This window comes from Nocardia sp. GP40 (assembly GCF_050434125.1).
Taxonomy (GTDB): Bacteria; Actinomycetota; Actinomycetes; order Mycobacteriales; family Mycobacteriaceae; genus Nocardia; species Nocardia albiluteola.
On the sequence record NZ_JBNPVW010000009.1, the window covers coordinates 1 to 17281 of the forward strand.

General features: G+C 66.6%; 16 protein-coding genes and 3 pseudogenes. 7 read left to right on the plus strand and 12 right to left on the minus strand.

What is annotated here, in order from left to right:
- Positions 1-92 precede the first annotated feature (92 nt).
- Both ABH933_RS25430 and ABH933_RS25435 read left to right on the plus strand, forming a co-directional pair.
- Positions 93-1115 (plus strand): group II intron maturase-specific domain-containing protein, encoded by a 1023-nt coding sequence (locus tag ABH933_RS25430; protein WP_429455133.1) that lies wholly within the window; start codon positions 93-95, stop codon positions 1113-1115.
- Between the two features lie 93 nt (positions 1116-1208).
- Positions 1209-1409: pseudogene (locus tag ABH933_RS25435) on the plus strand (IS630 family transposase); the annotation flags it as partial.
- On the opposite strand, the gene ABH933_RS25440 reads toward ABH933_RS25435, so the two are convergent.
- From ABH933_RS25440 to ABH933_RS25450, 3 genes are all read right to left on the minus strand, one after another.
- Positions 1406-2872, minus strand: a complete 1467-nt coding sequence (locus ABH933_RS25440; RefSeq protein ID WP_429428081.1) for an aromatic amino acid ammonia-lyase — start codon at positions 2870-2872, stop codon at positions 1406-1408. The pseudogene ABH933_RS25435 and the gene ABH933_RS25440 overlap by 4 nt on opposite strands.
- A complete protein-coding gene (locus tag ABH933_RS25445; protein WP_429428083.1) occupies positions 2872-4206 on the minus strand; it encodes an MFS transporter in 1335 nt (444 codons plus the stop codon). The genes ABH933_RS25440 and ABH933_RS25445 overlap by 1 nt, the downstream gene beginning before the upstream one ends.
- Positions 4207-4425: 219 nt before the next feature.
- On the minus strand, positions 4426-5220 hold the full coding sequence (locus tag ABH933_RS25450) for an IclR family transcriptional regulator (RefSeq protein ID WP_429428085.1): 795 nt from the start codon (positions 5218-5220) through the stop codon (positions 4426-4428).
- A 239-nt stretch (positions 5221-5459) separates the two neighbouring features.
- Here ABH933_RS25450 and hutU point away from each other — a divergent pair, with 239 nt between their 5' ends.
- Together hutU and ABH933_RS25460 are read left to right on the plus strand one after the other, a co-directional pair.
- Positions 5460-7112 (plus strand): urocanate hydratase, encoded by a 1653-nt coding sequence (gene hutU / locus ABH933_RS25455; protein WP_429428087.1) that lies wholly within the window; start codon positions 5460-5462, stop codon positions 7110-7112.
- A 326-nt stretch (positions 7113-7438) separates the two neighbouring features.
- Positions 7439-7561 (plus strand): annotated as a pseudogene (locus ABH933_RS25460) (IS3 family transposase); the annotation flags it as partial.
- 4 nt (positions 7562-7565) lie between these two features.
- On the opposite strand, the pseudogene ABH933_RS25465 reads toward ABH933_RS25460, so the two are convergent.
- Positions 7566-7802 (minus strand): annotated as a pseudogene (locus ABH933_RS25465) (helix-turn-helix domain-containing protein); the annotation flags it as partial.
- Between the two features lie 204 nt (positions 7803-8006).
- Here ABH933_RS25465 and ABH933_RS25470 point away from each other — a divergent pair.
- Positions 8007-8543: an FAD-dependent monooxygenase gene (locus ABH933_RS25470; RefSeq protein ID WP_429428089.1), complete on the plus strand. Its 537-nt coding sequence runs from the start codon at positions 8007-8009 to the stop codon at positions 8541-8543.
- A 409-nt stretch (positions 8544-8952) separates the two neighbouring features.
- Here the strand turns inward: ABH933_RS25470 and ABH933_RS25475 are convergent, their stop codons facing one another.
- The 6 genes from ABH933_RS25475 to ABH933_RS25500 all read right to left on the minus strand — a co-directional run bounded on the left by ABH933_RS25475 (position 8953) and on the right by ABH933_RS25500 (position 13863).
- Entirely contained in the window at positions 8953-9186 is a 234-nt protein-coding gene (locus ABH933_RS25475; RefSeq protein ID WP_429428090.1) for a hypothetical protein, read from the minus strand.
- A gap of 40 nt (positions 9187-9226) precedes the next feature.
- Positions 9227-9760, minus strand: a complete 534-nt coding sequence (locus ABH933_RS25480; protein WP_429428092.1) for a dihydrofolate reductase family protein — start codon at positions 9758-9760, stop codon at positions 9227-9229.
- A gap of 1 nt (position 9761) precedes the next feature.
- On the minus strand, positions 9762-10685 hold the full coding sequence (locus ABH933_RS25485; protein WP_429428094.1) for a helix-turn-helix domain-containing protein: 924 nt from the start codon (positions 10683-10685) through the stop codon (positions 9762-9764).
- 527 nt (positions 10686-11212) lie between these two features.
- Positions 11213-11521 carry a chitin binding peritrophin-A domain-containing protein gene (locus tag ABH933_RS25490; protein ID WP_429428096.1) on the minus strand — a complete coding sequence of 103 codons (309 nt, stop codon included), beginning with the start codon at positions 11519-11521 and terminating at the stop codon, positions 11213-11215.
- Between the two features lie 432 nt (positions 11522-11953).
- Positions 11954-12664, minus strand: coding sequence for a response regulator transcription factor (locus ABH933_RS25495; RefSeq protein ID WP_429428098.1), 711 nt, complete (start codon positions 12662-12664; stop codon positions 11954-11956).
- Positions 12652-13863 (minus strand): histidine kinase, encoded by a 1212-nt coding sequence (locus tag ABH933_RS25500; RefSeq protein WP_429428100.1) that lies wholly within the window; start codon positions 13861-13863, stop codon positions 12652-12654. The genes ABH933_RS25495 and ABH933_RS25500 overlap by 13 nt, the downstream gene beginning before the upstream one ends.
- A gap of 128 nt (positions 13864-13991) precedes the next feature.
- Between ABH933_RS25500 and ABH933_RS25505 the strand changes: the two genes are divergently transcribed.
- Complete coding sequence (locus ABH933_RS25505) at positions 13992-14975, plus strand: CPBP family intramembrane glutamic endopeptidase (RefSeq protein ID WP_429428102.1); 984 nt, start codon at positions 13992-13994, stop codon at positions 14973-14975.
- A 280-nt stretch (positions 14976-15255) separates the two neighbouring features.
- On the opposite strand, the gene ABH933_RS25510 is transcribed toward ABH933_RS25505, so the two are convergent.
- Both ABH933_RS25510 and ABH933_RS25515 read right to left on the minus strand, forming a co-directional pair.
- A complete protein-coding gene (locus ABH933_RS25510) occupies positions 15256-15549 on the minus strand; it encodes a helix-turn-helix domain-containing protein (RefSeq protein ID WP_429428104.1) in 294 nt (97 codons plus the stop codon).
- A 376-nt stretch (positions 15550-15925) separates the two neighbouring features.
- A complete protein-coding gene (locus ABH933_RS25515) occupies positions 15926-16408 on the minus strand; it encodes a hypothetical protein (RefSeq protein ID WP_429428106.1) in 483 nt (160 codons plus the stop codon).
- Between the two features lie 517 nt (positions 16409-16925).
- On the opposite strand from ABH933_RS25515, the gene ABH933_RS25520 reads away from it, so the two are divergent.
- A complete protein-coding gene (locus ABH933_RS25520; RefSeq protein ID WP_429455110.1) occupies positions 16926-17093 on the plus strand; it encodes a hypothetical protein in 168 nt (55 codons plus the stop codon).
- Positions 17094-17281: the final 188 nt, after the last annotated feature.

Sequence of the window (17281 nt, forward strand, 5' to 3'; positions counted from 1 at the left end):
CATCCCCATCCGCGAACGCACCCACACCGACACACCCGCCAACGAGAACACCGACACGGAGGGCGAACATTGCCAACTGCGTTGGGGGCGTAATCAGCCCGTTGCTACTCAACGTTGCTCTGCACGACATGGAGGCCGCCGCCGGGGTCGCCTACTACACCGCCGGCACTCGTGCCGGGAAAACGGTGAAAGGTTGTCCGGCGGTCATCCGATACGCTGATGACCTTCTCGCACTGTGCTATTCACGCGAGCAGGCCGAACAGGTCAAGCAGCAGTTGGCGGATTGGCTGGCTCCCAGGGGGCTCGTCTTCAACGAGGACAAGACCCGCATCACGACCCTGGATCAGGGCGTGGATTTTCTGGGATTCAACATTCGCCGCTACCCGAACGGGAAGCTGTTGACCAAGCCGAGCAACACCGCGCTGCGGCGCATCCGGTTACGGCTGTCCACCGAGATGAAGCGGCTGCGCGGCTCCAACGCCGACGCAGTGACCGCCACTCTCAATCCGATCATCACCGGATGGGCGGCCTACTACCGGATCGGGGTCTCCAAACGGGCGTTCGCAGCGTTGGACGCCCATACCTGGCGACTGGTCTACAAATGGGCCAGATTCCGTCACTCGAACAAACCGATGTATTGGGTCAAGGCCCGCTACTTCGGTATGTTCAACCCCGCCAGGCGGGATTCGTGGGTATTCGGCAGCCACGATAGTGGCTTCTATCTACGGAAATTCGCTTGGACACCGATCGTCCGGCACCGGATGGTCGCAGGCACGGCGTCTCCGGACGACCCAGCCCTGATCGACTACTGGACCGAGCGGCGTCGCCGCCGCACACCCCCGGTGGGCAAGGACACCCTGCGTCGCCTGCGCGCGCAGAACGGCCGATGCCCACTCTGCCGGGGGCTGCTGCTGCACACCGACCGCGAACCACAAACTCCGCATCAGTGGCAGCAGTGGCTCACGGCCGCCCGCACCGCGATCCGCCGAGAGGCGATCACCGTCACGGGCGCTCACCGACCGGACGAACGGACCGCAACGCATCTCGTTCACGCTCATTGCCATCGCAACCTCACCAAAAGTGGTGGCGGGCACCGCACTTCTGCCGACCTGTGAGCCTTCAGGGCTTGCTTGAGCCGGTTGCCTGGAAAGCGGGCACGGCCGGTTCTTAGGGGGCGGGGGCGTGGCAACACGCCCCCGCTACCCGCCGAACGCTGGTTCGGGCTGCTGACCGACAAGAAGCTTCGCCGCAGCACCCACCGATCGGTCCAGGCCCTCGAACGCGACATCCGGGACTGGATCGCACACTGGAACGACAACCCGAAACCGTTCACCTGGACCAAGACCGCCGACGACATCCTCGAACGACTCGCCTCATATCTTCAACGAATTCCTGGCGTAGGACACTAGTGGGGCAACAGCAGTTCCGCCGCGGATTCGACGTCCTCAGTGAGGTTGCGGTCATCAGTGCTCGGATGCAGCACGGCGGCGGCTCGGTCGTAGAAGTCGCGCAATTCGCCCGGGGGCACCACGATTGCGCGCATTCTGAGGGCGCGGACCGCGGCTACCAGTTCACAGGCCAGGACCAGGCGCAACGGTTCCACCGATTCGGTCAGCCGGCGGGCGCCGGTGGAGGCGAAGCTGGCATGTTCCTCCGTACCACGCGAGATGACCGCACTGCCGAGAGTGACAGGCTGTGCCGCGCCGCGGATTTCGGCGACCGCGGCCTGGGCGGTGTACTCGGTGATCATCACACCGCTGCTGCCGTCCGCGCTGTGTGCGAGGAAGGGCGGCAGGCCGGTGAACGCTGGTTCGACCAGGATGCCGAGGCGTTTGGTGGACAGTTCAGCGGTGCCGAGCAGGCCCAGCCGGAGCTGGTCCAATGCCAGGGCCAGCCGGGCGAAGTGGAAGCCGCCGTGGTGGTGGTAATCCTGCGCGCCGATATCCAGCAGCGGATTCTCCACCGCCGCATTCAGTTCCACGGTCAGCACTCCGGACAGTGCGTCGAGGGCCTCGCGCGTCGCACCGTCTATCTGCGGCAGACAGCGCAGGCCGTACGGGTCCTGGATCAGCGCCGGCTGCCAGTCCGCGCCGGCCAGGAGTTCGCGCATCCGGGCGGCCAGGTGTTGCGCACCCGGATGCGGTCGCCGGGCATGCACGTACTCGGCATACGGTTCGGTGGAGCCGCCGACTGCGGTCAGGGTCAGCGCGGCCAGCAGCGGCAGTCGTTCCAACAGTACGGTGAGATCGTGCGCGGCCAGGCAGGTCTGGCCGATGGTGAGCGCGCCACTGGAGATCAACGGCAGCGCGTCCCAGCGGGTCAGCTGGATCGGTGTCGGCGCCGGGCCACTGCCCCCGTACCAGGGCAGTTCTCCGGCCAGGGTGAGTCCCAGCTCGGCCAGCGCGGTGAGATCACCGGTCCCGATCGGACCCAGCGCGTGCACCCGCGGCAGGTGCCCGCTGCTCAGTGCGTCGACGAGGTGCCCGGCGACCGCCGGGTCGATGGCAGATCCGCCGGCGAGCAACTGGTTCGCGCGGACCGCGAGCATGCTGCGCACTTGGTCATCGGGCACCAGCGCGCCGATGCCGCCGCTGTGACTGCGTAGTAATCGCATTCCGAATTCGGCCGCCGCCTCGTCGGACACCGCGGTGGTGCGGTTGGCGCCGACACCGGTGGTGTAGCCGTAGACCGGGCGGGTTCCGGCGATGGCACGGCCCAGCAGTGCGGCCGGAGCGATCCGCGCGCGGGCCGCATCGTCGACGCACGCCCGCGCCTGGCCTCTGGCGAGCTTCGCGACCTGCGCGATCGTCAAGGTCTGCCCGTCCAGGGCGATCGTAGACCGCTGCAGATCGGTAGTGATTGCGTCCGTCATCAGTGGGCCCAGTCCTCGGCGGTGAGAGTGTTGCGGGTTTCCGGCGCCCACGCGATGCTGAACACGGTGCCGGCCAGCAGTACCAGCGCCATCCAGGCCATTGTCCAGCTGATGCCGAGATGGTCGAGACTGACCGGGAGGATGAAGGTGCCCACCGCCGCGGCGATCCGGCTGGTGCCATTGACCAGACCCACACCGGCGCCGCGCAGCGCAGTCGGGAAGAGTTCGGGCGGATAGACCTGGGTGATATTGGATGCCGCGGCCATGACAAAGGTGTAGATCAGGAACGGCGCCATCAGGACCCAGCCGGAAGCGCCGCCGGCCACTGCCATGATTCCCAGGCTGACCGTCAGGATGGCGAAGGTCCAGATGGTGAACGGCCGCCGTCCCATCCGCTGCACGGGCCACAGCCCGATCACTCCACCGGCGAGCAGAGCGAGGTTGAGCACGTTGTTCTGCGCGTTGGCATCGTCGATGCGCAGGGTGCCCAGGATCTGCGCCATGAAGGTGTAGATCGCGAAGTACGGCAGCACCTGGGCGCTGTAGAAGATAATGCCGAACCAGGTGCTCTTGGCACGTTCAGGAGCGAACAACTCACGGTAGCGGGGCTTGGGCTGATGGACGACGGCCTCACCGTCTGCCTCGGTCTCGGCGGTGGCGAAACTCTGGCCCAGGAAACGGCGGCGGATCTGTGCGGCTTCGGCGAAGCGTCCGCGTGCGGCCAACCAGCTCGGTGACTCGGGGATGCCGATCCGCAACGCCAGCACCAATGCGGCCGGCAGCGCGCCACTTGCCAGCAGCCAGCGCCCGGAGGTCTCGGTCAGCGGAATATAGGTGGTCAGGATATTGGACAAGACATAGCCGACAGTCCACAGCACGGTCAGCGCGCCCAGCATCAGGCCACGCAGCCGACGCGGCGCGAATTCCGACAACAGCGTCGGCCCGACCGCGTAGTCGGCACCCAGACCGAAGCCGATCACCACCCGCAGCAGAAACAGCGCCCACGGGCCGTGTGCCCAGAACTGCAGTGCCGAGGCGATGGTGATCAGAATGAAGTTGTACAGGTAGACCCGCTGGCGTCCGATGGCGTCGGCCACACGTCCCAGGGTGATGCTGCCGAAGAACAGACCGATGAGGGCGGAGGCGGCGAGCATGCCCTGCCACACGCCGGACAGATGCCACGGATCGGTCAGGATCGGCAGAACTGCGCCGATGGTGCCGAGGGCGTAACCGTCCGAGAAATTAGCTCCGAAAGTAGTTGCGGTGACGCGCAGATGGAAGCCGGTAAGCGGCTCTTTCTGTATGGCCGCTGGAGTGGTACGTACGAAAATCATGGGCGTGCAGCTTCCTACAAAGAAAATTATGGATTTTCCGCCGATATCTGCTGATGCAAATATATCTATGGCAAACGGGTCCGGACCGGGTGCATTGCGGCGAAAATGCACCCGTGGACATTGCCTAGTATGCACCGAAAAAGTTATCGGGCAGTTATCTACGGTTCCGGCAGGCTACAACATAGCTTGTGATCGGCGCAACATGAGCGGTCGATCAGGTTATCCGCTCTCCGGGCGCCCGCCGAGGGTGGCTGTCAGCGCCGCGGCGGTCCGGCGCACCTGGTCGGCGAGATCTGGCCAGGTGTCACCGCATTCGATCGAGTCGTTGGGGCAGTGGTGGCGCAGAGTGACCGCCACCGCTGCGATCGGACGCCCGCCGTGGTCGAAGGCCGGGGCCGCCACAGTTGCGAAACCCGCTGTGACACAACCATCTTCGATGCTCCATCCGCGCTCACGGTCGGCACTGAGCCGACGACGCAACTCGGTGAGAGTGCGTGGGCCGCGGTCGGTGCGCATCGGGAACGCGTGCGGACCGGGAAACAACGCGCGCACATGCGGGTAAGTCAGGTACGTCAGCATCGCACGGCCGGTCGCGGTCAGATGCGCCGGCAGTCGCACACCGACATCGGTGACCAGGGTCTGCGGCCGGGCCGGACGCTGTTCCAGCAGATAGAGCGATTCATTGCCGTGCAGGATGCCCAGGTGGGCGGTGTAGCCGACGGTGTCGACCAGGGCCTTCAGCAGGGGTGCGGCCACCCGCTCGAGGGGATCGTGCCGCAGGTAGGCCGAGCCCAACTCGAAGGCCGCGATACCCAGGCCGTACTTGTGCTCGGCGGGCAGATGGGCGACGTATCCGGCCATTTGAAGCTCGTTGAGCAGGTGATACGCGGTCGACCGAGGAAGTCCCAACTCGCGGGCGATCACGGCGGCCGGAACCGGACCGGCTCGTCGAGCCAGCAGGTCCAGCACCTGCAGACCGCGGCGGAGCCCCGGAACGTCGCTGCTCTCACCCATGCGCATCACGGTAGCAACATAGTCTGGTATTCCAGACACAAACCCCATTCAGGGCCTCGCGCCGGGCCGTCGAAGACGTTGAAATAGGTGTGCGACCCGAATCGGGTCACCCGACGCCGGGCGACCCGATCTATCGGTTTCGCATCCTTCGACCGCTGCGGCGGTGGTCGATGGATGTGCGGAATCGTCTATCGAGCAACGAGATTCGTTTTTCTCGATTCCTCGCAGAGAGGCACTTCGTGAAGAGTAGAACCATCCGTCCCGCCACCGGTGCCGCACTGACGGCCCGCAACTGGCAGACTGAGGCAGCGGTGCGCATGCTGCGCAACAATCTGCATCCCGATGTGGCCGAGCGCCCGGAGGATCTGGTCGTCTACGGCGGCACCGGTAAGGCAGCCCGGGACTGGGCCAGCTTCGACGCCATCATCCGCACCCTCAACGACCTCGCGGCCGACGAGACGCTGCTGGTGCAGTCCGGCAAACCGGTCGGCGTGCTGCGCACCCACGAATGGGCTCCGCGCGTGCTGATCGCCAACTCGAACTTGGTGGGAGACTGGGCGAACTGGCCCGAGTTCCGTCGGCTCGAGGCGGCCGGTCTGACCATGTACGGGCAGATGACCGCCGGTTCGTGGATCTACATCGGCACCCAGGGTATCCTGCAGGGCACCTACGAAACCTTCGCCGCGGTGGCGGACAAGCGGTTCGGTGGCACCCTGGCCGGTACTCTCACGGTCACCGCGGGTATGGGTGGCATGGGCGGCGCGCAACCGCTGGCGGTCACCATGAACGACGGCGTGGCGCTGTGCATCGACTGCGATCCGCACCGCCTGCAGCGCCGGGTGGGGACTCGCTACCTCGACGAGGTCGCCACCGATCTGGACGACGCCCTACGACGTGTGGTCGCCGCGAAGGAACAACGCCGACCGCTGTCGGTGGGGCTGGTCGGCAATGCTGCGGAGGTTCTGCCGGAACTGCTGCTCCGTGAGGTGCCGGTGGACGTGGTCACCGATCAGACCTCCGCGCACGATCCGCTGTCCTACCTACCGGTCGGGGTGTCGTTGGAGCAGTGGCAGGGCTACGCCGCCGCCGAGCCCGAGATGTTCACGCGCCGGGCGCGTGAATCCATGGCGCAGCACGTCGAGGCGATGGTCGGTTTCATGGACCGCGGTGCCGAGGTATTCGACTACGGAAACTCCATTCGCGGCGAGGCGCAATTGGCTGGCTACAAGCGTGCCTTCGATTTCCCTGGCTTTGTTCCCGCTTATATTCGCCCGTTGTTCTGTGAGGGTAAAGGCCCGTTCCGCTGGGCTGCGCTGTCCGGCGATCCAGCCGATATCGCAGCAACCGACCGTGCCATTGTTGAATTGTTCCCGGACAATGAGCCGCTGACCCGCTGGATCAAGATGGCCGGCGAGCGGGTGGAATTCCAGGGCCTGCCGGCGCGGATCTGCTGGCTTGGTTACGGCGAACGGCACAGGGCCGGTCTGCGGTTCAACGAGATGGTCGCCAACGGCGAGGTCGCCGCGCCGATCGTGATCGGCCGCGACCATCTGGACTGCGGTTCGGTGGCCTCCCCGTACCGCGAGACCGAGGCCATGGCCGACGGTTCAGACGCGATCGCCGACTGGCCGCTGCTCAATGCCCTGGTCAACACGGCTTCCGGTGCGACTTGGGTATCGATCCACCATGGTGGTGGCGTCGGTATCGGGCGTTCCATCCACGCCGGTCAGGTGTGTGTGGCCGATGGCACCGAGTTGGCGGCACAGAAGATCGAACGGGTATTGACGAATGACCCTGGTATGGGTGTGCTGCGTCACGTCGACGCCGGATACACGGAGGCGGACAGCGTGGCGCGCGAACGTGGTGTACGTATCCCGATATGGGACAAATGACCAGCGCCAATGATCTGCTCGCCGAGATCGACCGGGTCGGCGCCGACCCGGTCCGGGGCGGCTAGTCCCGACATGTCTTCACCGAGGCCGAGAGTCAGCTGCGGGAGTGGTTCAGCGCCGCCGCGGTGGCCCGTGGTCTCCAGGTGCATGTCGATCGCAACACCAATATCTGGGCCTGGTTCGGTGCGCCCGGCCCGGACGCGGTGGTGACTGGAAGTCGTCTCGACTCGGTGCCGGGTGGTGGCGCGTTCGATGGCCCGCTGGGTGTGACCAGTGCCCTGGCCGCGTTCGACCTCCTGCGTGCTCAGTGCTTCACGCCGCGCCGGCGCGAGGAAGGCCTGCGGGTACCGCACCGGCGCCGCCGCAAACGCCTGGGCGCCTCCACCGCGGGCACCGTGACCGCGGACGCACCGAATCGGGTGTGGGCAGTGGATTTCCAGTTCGACAGCCGGCTCAGCACAGTGCCCGGATCGACAGCGAAGTACCGGGCAACCCGAGCCAGAGGCAGCCGATGCCGTAGAGATCGACCGCTTCGTCAACCTGCTCGACAGACAGCCCACGCCGGCGCATCGGAACCTTGCACCGATGCAGGATCGCGGTCACGGTACGGCGATCGACACCGAACCTGTCCCCTACCTCTCGCGTCGTCGCGCCCGCCAGATAGGCCTGGGCCAAGACCAGAACCTCGCTCTGATCGAGTCGACGCGCCCGCCGCGGCGAGACCCGGCCGGCCGGACACCGGCGGCTCGCTGTGAACTCTGGCCACCGATCGCAGCTGGACCGCCGCCGGCACCCGGGTGGTCAGCCGCCTGCTGTCGAGCGAGCCCGATCAGCACCGCGGTACCGGAAGGCGTCGGCACGACATTCCTCGGACCCCGGCGCACGGCCGCGGTGATGAACCTGGGGCGGGGTCGGTCCTCGGCATTCTTCACCTACCGCAGTCCCGATCCGACCACCGAACTGGCTCTCGGCCCCGCACTCGCGCTCACTCGAGCCTTCGGAGATCTCGGCCGAGGTGTCGCCGATGCCCTCCGCCAACTCGAGGCCGACCCTGCCTCCGCCTACTTCGACTCGGTCAGCCAAGTCGTCATGGACCGCTGGAGCCACGGCCGCGTCGTGCTGCTCGGCGACGCGGCATGGTGCGTGACCGTATTCGCCGGTTATGGAGCAGCCCTCGCCCTCGACGGCGCCGACCGACTCGGCACCTCCGTAGCAGCACACAGCGACGACATTTCCACAGCGCTCGACGCCTGGGAGGCATCGCTGCGCCCCGAGGTTCGCAACCGACAAGCACTGGCCCGCAAAGGAATAAGCCGATTCGCCCCGCCGTCACGCGCTCACGTCTGGGCCGGCGAACTCATGCTCCGCGCCATCCAGCTACCCGGCATCCGCGGCCTGGTCCAACGCGCCATCCAAGGCGCCAACAATTAGGCGGGTGCCTGACCGGGCCTGACAATCGTCATACGCCCCGCCGACGCACTCCTCTGCCACAAGATCACGCGGTTGACAGCACTTGCCCGACGAGGTCGGTTGCTGTTGTCCGTGGCATCATGAAACCCGGCCTGCGGAGACACGGTCCGGCGGTGCGCGAAGCGGCCCTGTTACCTGTGGTAGGCCGGATCGAGGAAGCGGGCGTGGCGTCCGAGCCGATCACTGTCCGCGTGACCGGGGACCGCTTTCTCGACTCGATCCAGTCGGCGAACACTCGCCGAGCCTGCGCCACACCAACCGGCCGTTGACAGGTGGGTAGAAACTCCGCCGGCCGATGTCGACTTTGATCGACAGCCTCCCAGCCCGGACGAATGATCCACACGGCCGGAGTCCGGGGTTTTGAGCACTGTCAGATCTGGCAGGTGGGGCTGGGGTGGAGCCGCCAGCAGATGATCGATCCGCCACCGGCGGACCCGGTTACGCTGGACCCGGTATTGCCCGATCCGATCGGGAACGCCGCACCCGGAACCGCTGTCGGCTCGACGCTCACCGCGGCCGCCGAAGCAGAGTCGGCACCGCCGATGACGGCCGCACTCATCGCAACCACGCCACGAATCACGTTGCGCGACAATTTGTATGCCATATTTCGAAATCCTTACCGCGATGAATGGGATGGTGGGGCGTCAGCGCACGACCGAGTAACGCACGCAGGCGAATTCGCCGTTATGGGCGACTTCCGTGGTCTTCAGTTCGAGACGGCGGGGGAGCAGGGGTGCGCCCGCGCCCAGCGTGACGGGGGCGATGGAGACGATGATTTCGTCCAGCAGGCCCTGATCGGCGAATTGGCCGACCAGCTCGCCGCCGCCCATCAGCCAGAGGTCTTTGCCGTCGGCGGCCGCGGCCATCTCCTTGTGTACGACCTCCACCGGCTTCGAGGTCAATCGGACGTCGCGGCCGTCGTCGAAGGCCGGGAACTCGCGATGGGTGAACACCCAGGTCGGCATGTTGTAAGGCCAGGGCTCGGTGGAATTCTCATTGATCCATTGATAGGTGCTCGAGCCCATGGCGATCGCGCCCGCACCAGCCGCGAACCCGTTCAGTCCCAGCGGGCCGTCCCAGTCGACCTGCCGAGACAGCAGCCAATCCAGGTTGTGGTCGGGGGTCGCTAGGAAGCCGTCCAGGCTGGTAGCGGTGTGGTAGACGGTCTTGAAGGTCACGTCATCCTCTCTGGTGTAGCCATTCGATGGGATCGCCGTCTCCGATTTCGGTTCCGGCGATGGATAACTCGGTTCGCAGCCAATGCCGTACGAGATACCGGCGGTGGGTGGAGTAGCTGAGGATGTGGGCGATCACGCTGCCGATGACGAAGCTCTGCGGCGGCTCGCACAGCGCATCGATCAGGGTGTCGTCCCACCCACCACGCCGGGTGAGATCGCGGATGGTATCCAGCCACCGAACCGCTACGCGCTCATGGCGTTTCACCAATTCCGGGAGAGCGTCGTCGGCGGTCGTCGGGATGTCCTCGCCGTCGATCGCGGCCAGCCACACCTCCTTCGCCTCGATGAGGTGGGCGAGCACGGTGGCAATGGATTCCTCGGGCCCCCGGAACGACTCCACCAGCAGGCCCGGAAATCGCACCCGCCGGTACTGCGATTCGTCGAGTTGCGCTGCCACACTGAGGAGTTCGCGGGTGTCGTCGATATCGTGATGGATCAGCAGGGTCGTGGGATCCAGCACGGCCTGTTCTTTCGGCGCACTCGTCACCCACAGCGACATGGGCGGGTGAAAGTGGATGCCATTGCTCGTGGGCAACCACCGTCGGCGCTCGTCCGCGGGAGTCAGGCTCGGCGGATGCCCGAAGGCGGCGCTGAACGCGCGGCTGAAACCCTCCACCGAGTCGTACCCGGCCGCGAACGCGACGTCGGTCACCGATTTACCCGTCGACAGCTCCCACGCGGCCCGCTCCAGCAGCACCCGCCGCTTCAGCGCCACCGGCGGCTCGCCGGTACCGCGCGAGAACTGCCGGGTGAAATGGAACGGCGAAACAAAGGCATCAGCCGCCATCGCGCCGAGCGTGGTGTTGTTCTCGTCCAGCACCGCGTCGAGCAGTTCGCGTAGTCGATCTCGTCCGGTCTTGGCCACACGACGAGTCTGCCAACGCGGCCCCGAAACCCGCTTGACCGATCTTGCTCAGCCTCCGACTCCACCTCGGCGTACTGCATCCGGCCATGACCCAGCGCGACGTTCACGTCGTGGCCCAGGCCCTGGCCGACGCGGTCGGCTGACCGGTCTACGTGCTGACGGTCACCGGTCGCGCGCCGGCGGCGGGGGTTGAGGGACAGCCGCCCGAGATCCGGCGCTAAGGAATTCCGGCACCCCGTCGAACCAACAGAACCCGAGTGAGAACATTCGCGAGGAATCCGGCGCTAAGGAGTTATCGCAGATCAGTCCGTCACTATCTGTGGTAACTCCGCGCCGACCTGGGCGAATGCGGTGGTTTGAAGGTGCCCACTCCGCGAATTATCTGCGGTAGTGCGCCGTCCCTATCCCGGCCGGTGATAGCGAAACCGCTTAACGAGACTATTCTCGAATTTGGTCCTGCCGGGCCGATTCCGGGGTTGTGCTCGCATGATTTCGGCCTGGTGGCGGGGTTGAGACCGATGCCGGGCCTAGCCTTGGCCAGCTTGGTATTCGTCAGCCACCGCGCCCGCGGAGGCCGGCCAGTCGCAGTACTGGCCCTTCGGGTTCCAATCCAGGCCGGGCGGACACGACTGAACGGTCGCGATGTTGTTTGAGCACTGAACATACTTCGTCGTGTCCCCCGGGTACGGGAAGAGGCCGTTGGGCTGGGGACAGCTGAAGGCGGCGGCGTCGAGTCCAACGCCCTCCGCGCGGGCCGAGGACGCGGCGGCGAGCGTGAGGCCGGAACCGAGCAGCAGCGCACCGGCGGGCAGAGCGAGGATACGGGCGAGTCGCACGGTCGTCCCTTCGGATAAGCCCATCAGGTCGCTCGAATCATGGCAGGGGCTGGACGGACGCACGTGTGGACGCGCCGACTTCGCTTCGTTGCGATCGGCTGACACTTTTCGTGCCAGCGGGTCGGGTTCCAGTGTTGCGAGGTAGGCCGCGACGGGCGCGGCCTGCTAGCTTGGTGGCGAAGACGAAGGCGTCACCGCGTGGTTCGGCCGGCACGCTGCCAATGGCATCGGCGTCCTTCCTGGTGTTGCCGTGCGATGCGGATTCGGTGTTCGCCCGGTCGAAGACCGCAAGCGTCGAATAATGTTGCGCGACACCGCTTCCCTAATCCGAATCCACCGGATTCGTTGCGGCTCGGCTGAATCCGCAGTCCACCCTACCTGCGCCTCGGCCTGTCGGACCGGCCCGAGACCGCCGGTTGATCCGCCCACCGGTCAGGGCAGCGCGCTGCGGCGGGTGCCAAGCGGTTGAGAGCCCGGGCGGGGCAGGGTGATCGTGCCCGCATTCTGGAAATAGCGCAGTACCGCCATCACCCGGCGGTCGCTGTCGTCGGCGGGATGCAGGCCCAGTTTGGCGAAGATGCTGCGGATGTGTTTGTGCACAGCGCCTTCGGTCACCACCAGCCGCGCAGCGATGGCGGTGTTGCCCAGACCCTGCGCCATCAGGGCGAGCACATCGCGTTCCCGGGCGCTCAGGCGCTGTATGTCGCGATGCGCGTGCTGGCGCGCGAACAACTGCGCCACCAGCTCGGGATCCAGCGCGGTGCCCCCGGCGGCGACGCGGTACAGCGCGTCGAGGAAGTCGGTCACCCTGCCGACGCGTTCCTTGAGCAGATAGCCGACTCCGGCTCCGCCACCGCCGAACAGGGTGGTGGCGAAGGCTTGCTCCACGTGCGCCGAGAGCACCAGCACCGCCAGACCCGGCTGGCCGGCCCGGGCGGCGGCCGCGGCGACGATGCCCTCATCGGTGTGGGTGGGCGGCATCCGGATATCGACGATCGCGACGTCGGGCCGCTCCCGGGCGACCGCGGCCAGGAACTCGTCCGGTGTCGACGCCGTCGCGGCCACCTCGATCGATTCGGCGCGCAGCAGCGCGGCGATCCCCTCCCGCAGCAGCGCATCGTCCTCGGCGATCACGACACGCACGGCACCCACACCTCCACCGTCGTCGGCCCGCCGCGCGGGCTCGACACCTTCAACGTCCCGTCGTGCGCGGCCACCCGTTGCCGGATCCCGGCCAGCCCGGTTCCGGCGGCCTCGTCGGCGCCTCCGTGCCCGTCGTCGCTGACCCGCACACCGAGCCGGCCACCGGCCCGCCCGACCTCGACGGTGATCCGGTGCGCCCGGCTGTGCCGGACCGCATTGGTCAACGCCTCCGAGACCACAAAGTAGGCGGTCGCCTCGAGCGACAAGGCCAGCCGGCCACCGGATTCGCCCTGAAGCCGGCATTCGATGGGGCAGTTCGCAGCCAGCGTGGCCAGTGCCGCGTCCAGGCCGTGGTCGGCGACGACGGGCGGCAACACCGTGCGTACGACGGTTCGCAACTCGGCGAGGGCCGCTTCGGCGGCCTGCTGGGCACGTTCGAGCAGCGCGTCCGCCTTCTCCGGATCCCGGGCGACCGCACGCCGGGCGGCACCGAGCAGCACGACCGTCCCGGCCAGCCGGTTCTGGGTGCCGTCGTGCAAGGCGCGTTCGATGCGGCGCAGTTCGGCGGCATGCGCCTGCAGCGCGCCGGCGCGGGTGGCGGTCAACTCGGCCACCCGCTGCGACAGATCGCCGTCCGCCGGTGGCGTCAGCAGCCGCAAGGCCGGCCCCATCTGGATTCTCGCCAGCAGCGGGCCGGCGGCGAGCAGGAGCAGCAGCCAGCCCAGCCCGAGACCTGCGTCCGCGAGCACCCCGGGCCAGGTGTTCAACCGGGTGCCCCAGGCGGTTCCGGTTTGTCCGGCGGGGACCACCCGCCACCACAGGGGGTAGCTGAGCTCACGCACCGCGACGAGCGGCAGGACGATACCGAGCAGGCCGAGCAGCAACCCCAGCGTGGCATGGCAGACCAGCCAGGCGAACACTCGCCGGGACCCGGGTTCCAACAGCGGCCCGATCTCGTGGCCGAGCCGTTCCAGCCGATCCCGCTCACACCGTGCGACCGCGCGCGTCACCCGCCGCATCGGTCCCAGCGCGCGCACCCCGGCCAGCCGCAGCGCGCCGGCCCCCAGCCACCCCAGCACGGTGAGCAGCGCGAACAGTGCGGTGCCCAGCCCGCTGGCCAGCGCGCCGATGGCCTGCACCCCGGCGCCGGACCTGGCGGCCAGCTGGCGCGAAAGAGCTGACGCCGCAGTGGTTCTCATTCTCTCCTGCATACCAGGTGGTACGCCCGCGGGTGCGGCCGACGGTGAAACAGTAGTGCCTGCACTACCTGTGGCCGGGCAGTGCACGGGATCGGCAGCGACGTTTCGGCTACCTAGCGTGAATACCCATGGTGAACACGACAACAGCAGCGAAGCAGCGGACGACCGTGCCGTGGCCGGAGATCTCGTTCTTTCTCGTCCTGACCTTCGGCGGCGCCTGGCTCACGGCCTTGCCGTTGTGGATCGGGGGCGTCTCGGTGTCGGGCCCCTGGTTTCTGCTGGTGAGCATCGGCACGATGCTGGTTCCGGCGATAGCCACCGCGGTCACCGCCTGGATCTGGCGGCCGCCGCAGGGCATCGCGAGATCCACCGGGCTGGTGTTGCCGCGGCCGGCGCGGCGACTGTGGGGGTTCGGCGCACTGGGATTCGGCTATCCCGTCGTAGTGGCATTGGTCGCGCTGCCGCTAGGGCTGCTCACCGGCGTCGCCTACCTCGATGTATCGGGGCTGTCCGGGCTGCGGCAGCTCGCCCGCGATCAGTTCGGGCTGGCAGGCGGCGCTGCGCCCGGTTCATTGCTGCTGTCCGCTGTGGGGATGACCGCGGCACTGTTCGTGTTCGGGCTGCTGCCGTGTTTCGGCGAGGAATGGGGCTGGCGCGGGTACCTGATCCCGAAACTGCTGCCGTTGGGCATCTGGCCGGCGCTGCTCATCGACGGCGTGCTGTGGGCGGTGTGGCACGCGCCGCTGCTGCTGCGCGGCTTCAACTACGGCAGCACTGATGTGGCCGGGATCGCGGAGATGATCGTGTCGTGTGTGCTGGCGGCGATCGTGCTGGGCTGGCTGGACCTGCGATCCGGCTCGGCCTGGCCGGCAGTGATCGCCCACAGCTCGAACAACACCTTCGCCGTCCTCATCACCACCGGGCTCGCCGTGGACACCGCCCATCCGGTCGACCGGCTGCTGACCCAGATTCCGGTGTGGGTGGCCACGGCACTGCTGGTGTTCGTCCTGCACCGCCGGGGCCAGCTGAGTGTGCCGACCGGGCGGGTGAACCCACCCAACGGCGCCGGAATCCCGCAAACTATTCCCCGAACCGGGCGGCGGCACCGGTGAGTTCGTGCAGTGCCGCGTGAGTCGGGGTGCCGGGGTCGAAGTCCAGCGCCATCACCATGTTCCAGCTCGAGTCACGACTCCAACTCCACGTGACGATTCACCGTCGCGGACCCGGTAGGCCGGATTTGCCAACCAGCTCGAGCCGTTCGGCACCCAGGCGAGCTTTTCGCTGGCTGACTCGATACTTCGCCGGCCAAACCCACCCGCTCACTACGGTGGCCCCTCCGAGGAGCGTTACGGTAAGCCTTCTTTGTTGAACCAACGAATCCTCCGTCAGCGTTCACTCCGCGCTGACGGGGCGGCCTCCCGAGACACCCACAAGCAACCCGGATCCCTCGGCTGGGATCCCGATCTCAGTAGTGCGGCGTCCAGAGAGTTCGGCCAGCACGGTGGTGTGTTCGACGCCCAGGTGTCGGCCGATTCGCGCGAGGGACCAGCCGAGGTTGTAGAGGTGAATGGCGTCGTCGACCTGCTCGGGGGATAAGCCCCGGCGGCGTATCGGCACGTGGTGCCGGTGGAGGATCTCGCTGACGGTCCGCCGCTCGATACCGAACTGGGCACCCAGCTGGTACACCGTCTCCCCAGCCTTGTATCCGGCGATGAGTTCCTGAACCTCGTCGGCGCCGAGTTGGCGGGCCCGGCCGGGTTTGGGTCGATCGGCGGACAGTGGAGCGGGTGTGGTGGGGTCGGGAAGCTTCCGCCGCAGGGTTTCCAGGGCTTCTACCTGCGGTTTACGGTGATCGAATATGGCCTCGTGCTCGAAAGGCGGAAAAACCCCTGTTCAAGAAGGTATTGCATATCGCCTGGTCAGTGCCTGTTTTATTGTTCTAGTAAGCGCCCCAGGGTGCGTGTTCGTCGGTGTTGATTGAGTCCGACGGCACACTTCACTATCGCGGCTGTGAGCTGTGCTCGTCACGACTGTGGTCTCACCTGGTCCTCATGGATTGATGTCAGGACCGAGCCCGCCCGTGTGTGTCGCGAGTGCGGACGCCACGCTCGCGCAGGCGGTTCAACACGGTGGCCGGATCGACGGCAAAGTGCTTCCCGACTCGCGCCAGGGACCACCCGAGACGGTAGAGGCGGATCGCCTCCTCGGTCTCGTCGACAGACAGGCCGCGTCGGCGCATCGGAACGTTGTGCCGATGCAAGATCGCACTGACGGTACGACGGTCGACATCGAACCGGCTGCTCAGTTCGTAAGTCGTGGCGCCAGCGATGTAGTCGTGTATCAGCATCTGGATCTGGTCCTGGGCGAGTTGTCGCGCCCGCCTCGGCGTGGGCCGGTGCGGCGGCAAAGATGAACTTCCGCCAGCGATCGCAGTGCGGTTGTCACGACGAGGTGGCTTGCCGGTCATCTGTTCTCGCGCGAGTTCGACGAGCACCTTCGCGAGCTTCTCGACATCGGGTGGATCGTGGATCGCGACGGACGCCACGAACCGTGAGTCCGCCCCATCGGGTGGGAGCATTGTTCGGAGTTGTCATACGACGATCCTCGGCTCGCATCACGACGTTGGCCACGTCGGTCGGCTGGGGAGGGGGCGCTGTTACGGTCGGATGGCCCTCGGGGTGGACGTCGGCCGGTACACCGCCGCTGAACCGACGGCTACTCGAGCAGTCTGCATCTCGCCTCAGTACCTGGAGACTGAACGCGCGCATGGGAAGTCGTGTGGTCTGGAGTGTCGGTGTATGCGTGTCGGATTCGCGAAATGCGCGGTGTTGGCACTTGTGCACTGTACGTTCCTATGCGGCCATCTCCGATCGGCCGATTTCTTACGGATTCACTAGTCGAATTTCCGATGCGCACTGTGGATTTCAGGCCGATACACGGCCTGGCAGTCCCCTGTCTGAGAAGAAGAGAACGGCGTGAGCAGCCCGACGAACACAGCCCTCGATGCACGGCAGAATGATGCCCCGCCTGCCGCGGCCGGTACGGACGAGTTCTAGAAACCTGTGGCGGCCTTGATTGTTGGTGTTGTGTTGCTCGTGGAGGCGTTCGCTTCGCTGGATCGGATCCCGGGCTGGGCCGACCGTTACGGCGCGATCTGGGTATATCTCGGCTTTTTCATATTCATGTCGATCGCGGGCCGGTTGTTCTGGTGTTCTTCGGTGGCCGCTTGAGCAACCGGCATCTTGCGGCTGCACCTGGAGTCCGAACGCGCTCATGGGAAGTCGCACAGGCCGGAGGATCGGCGTGTGCGTGTCGGATTCGCGAAATACGCGGAGTTCGCTATTCGCAGCAAGGAGAGCACAACGACATACAGGACCTTTTGGGGCAGTCGGCGAGCAGCGCTCCTGTGCTTACCTGG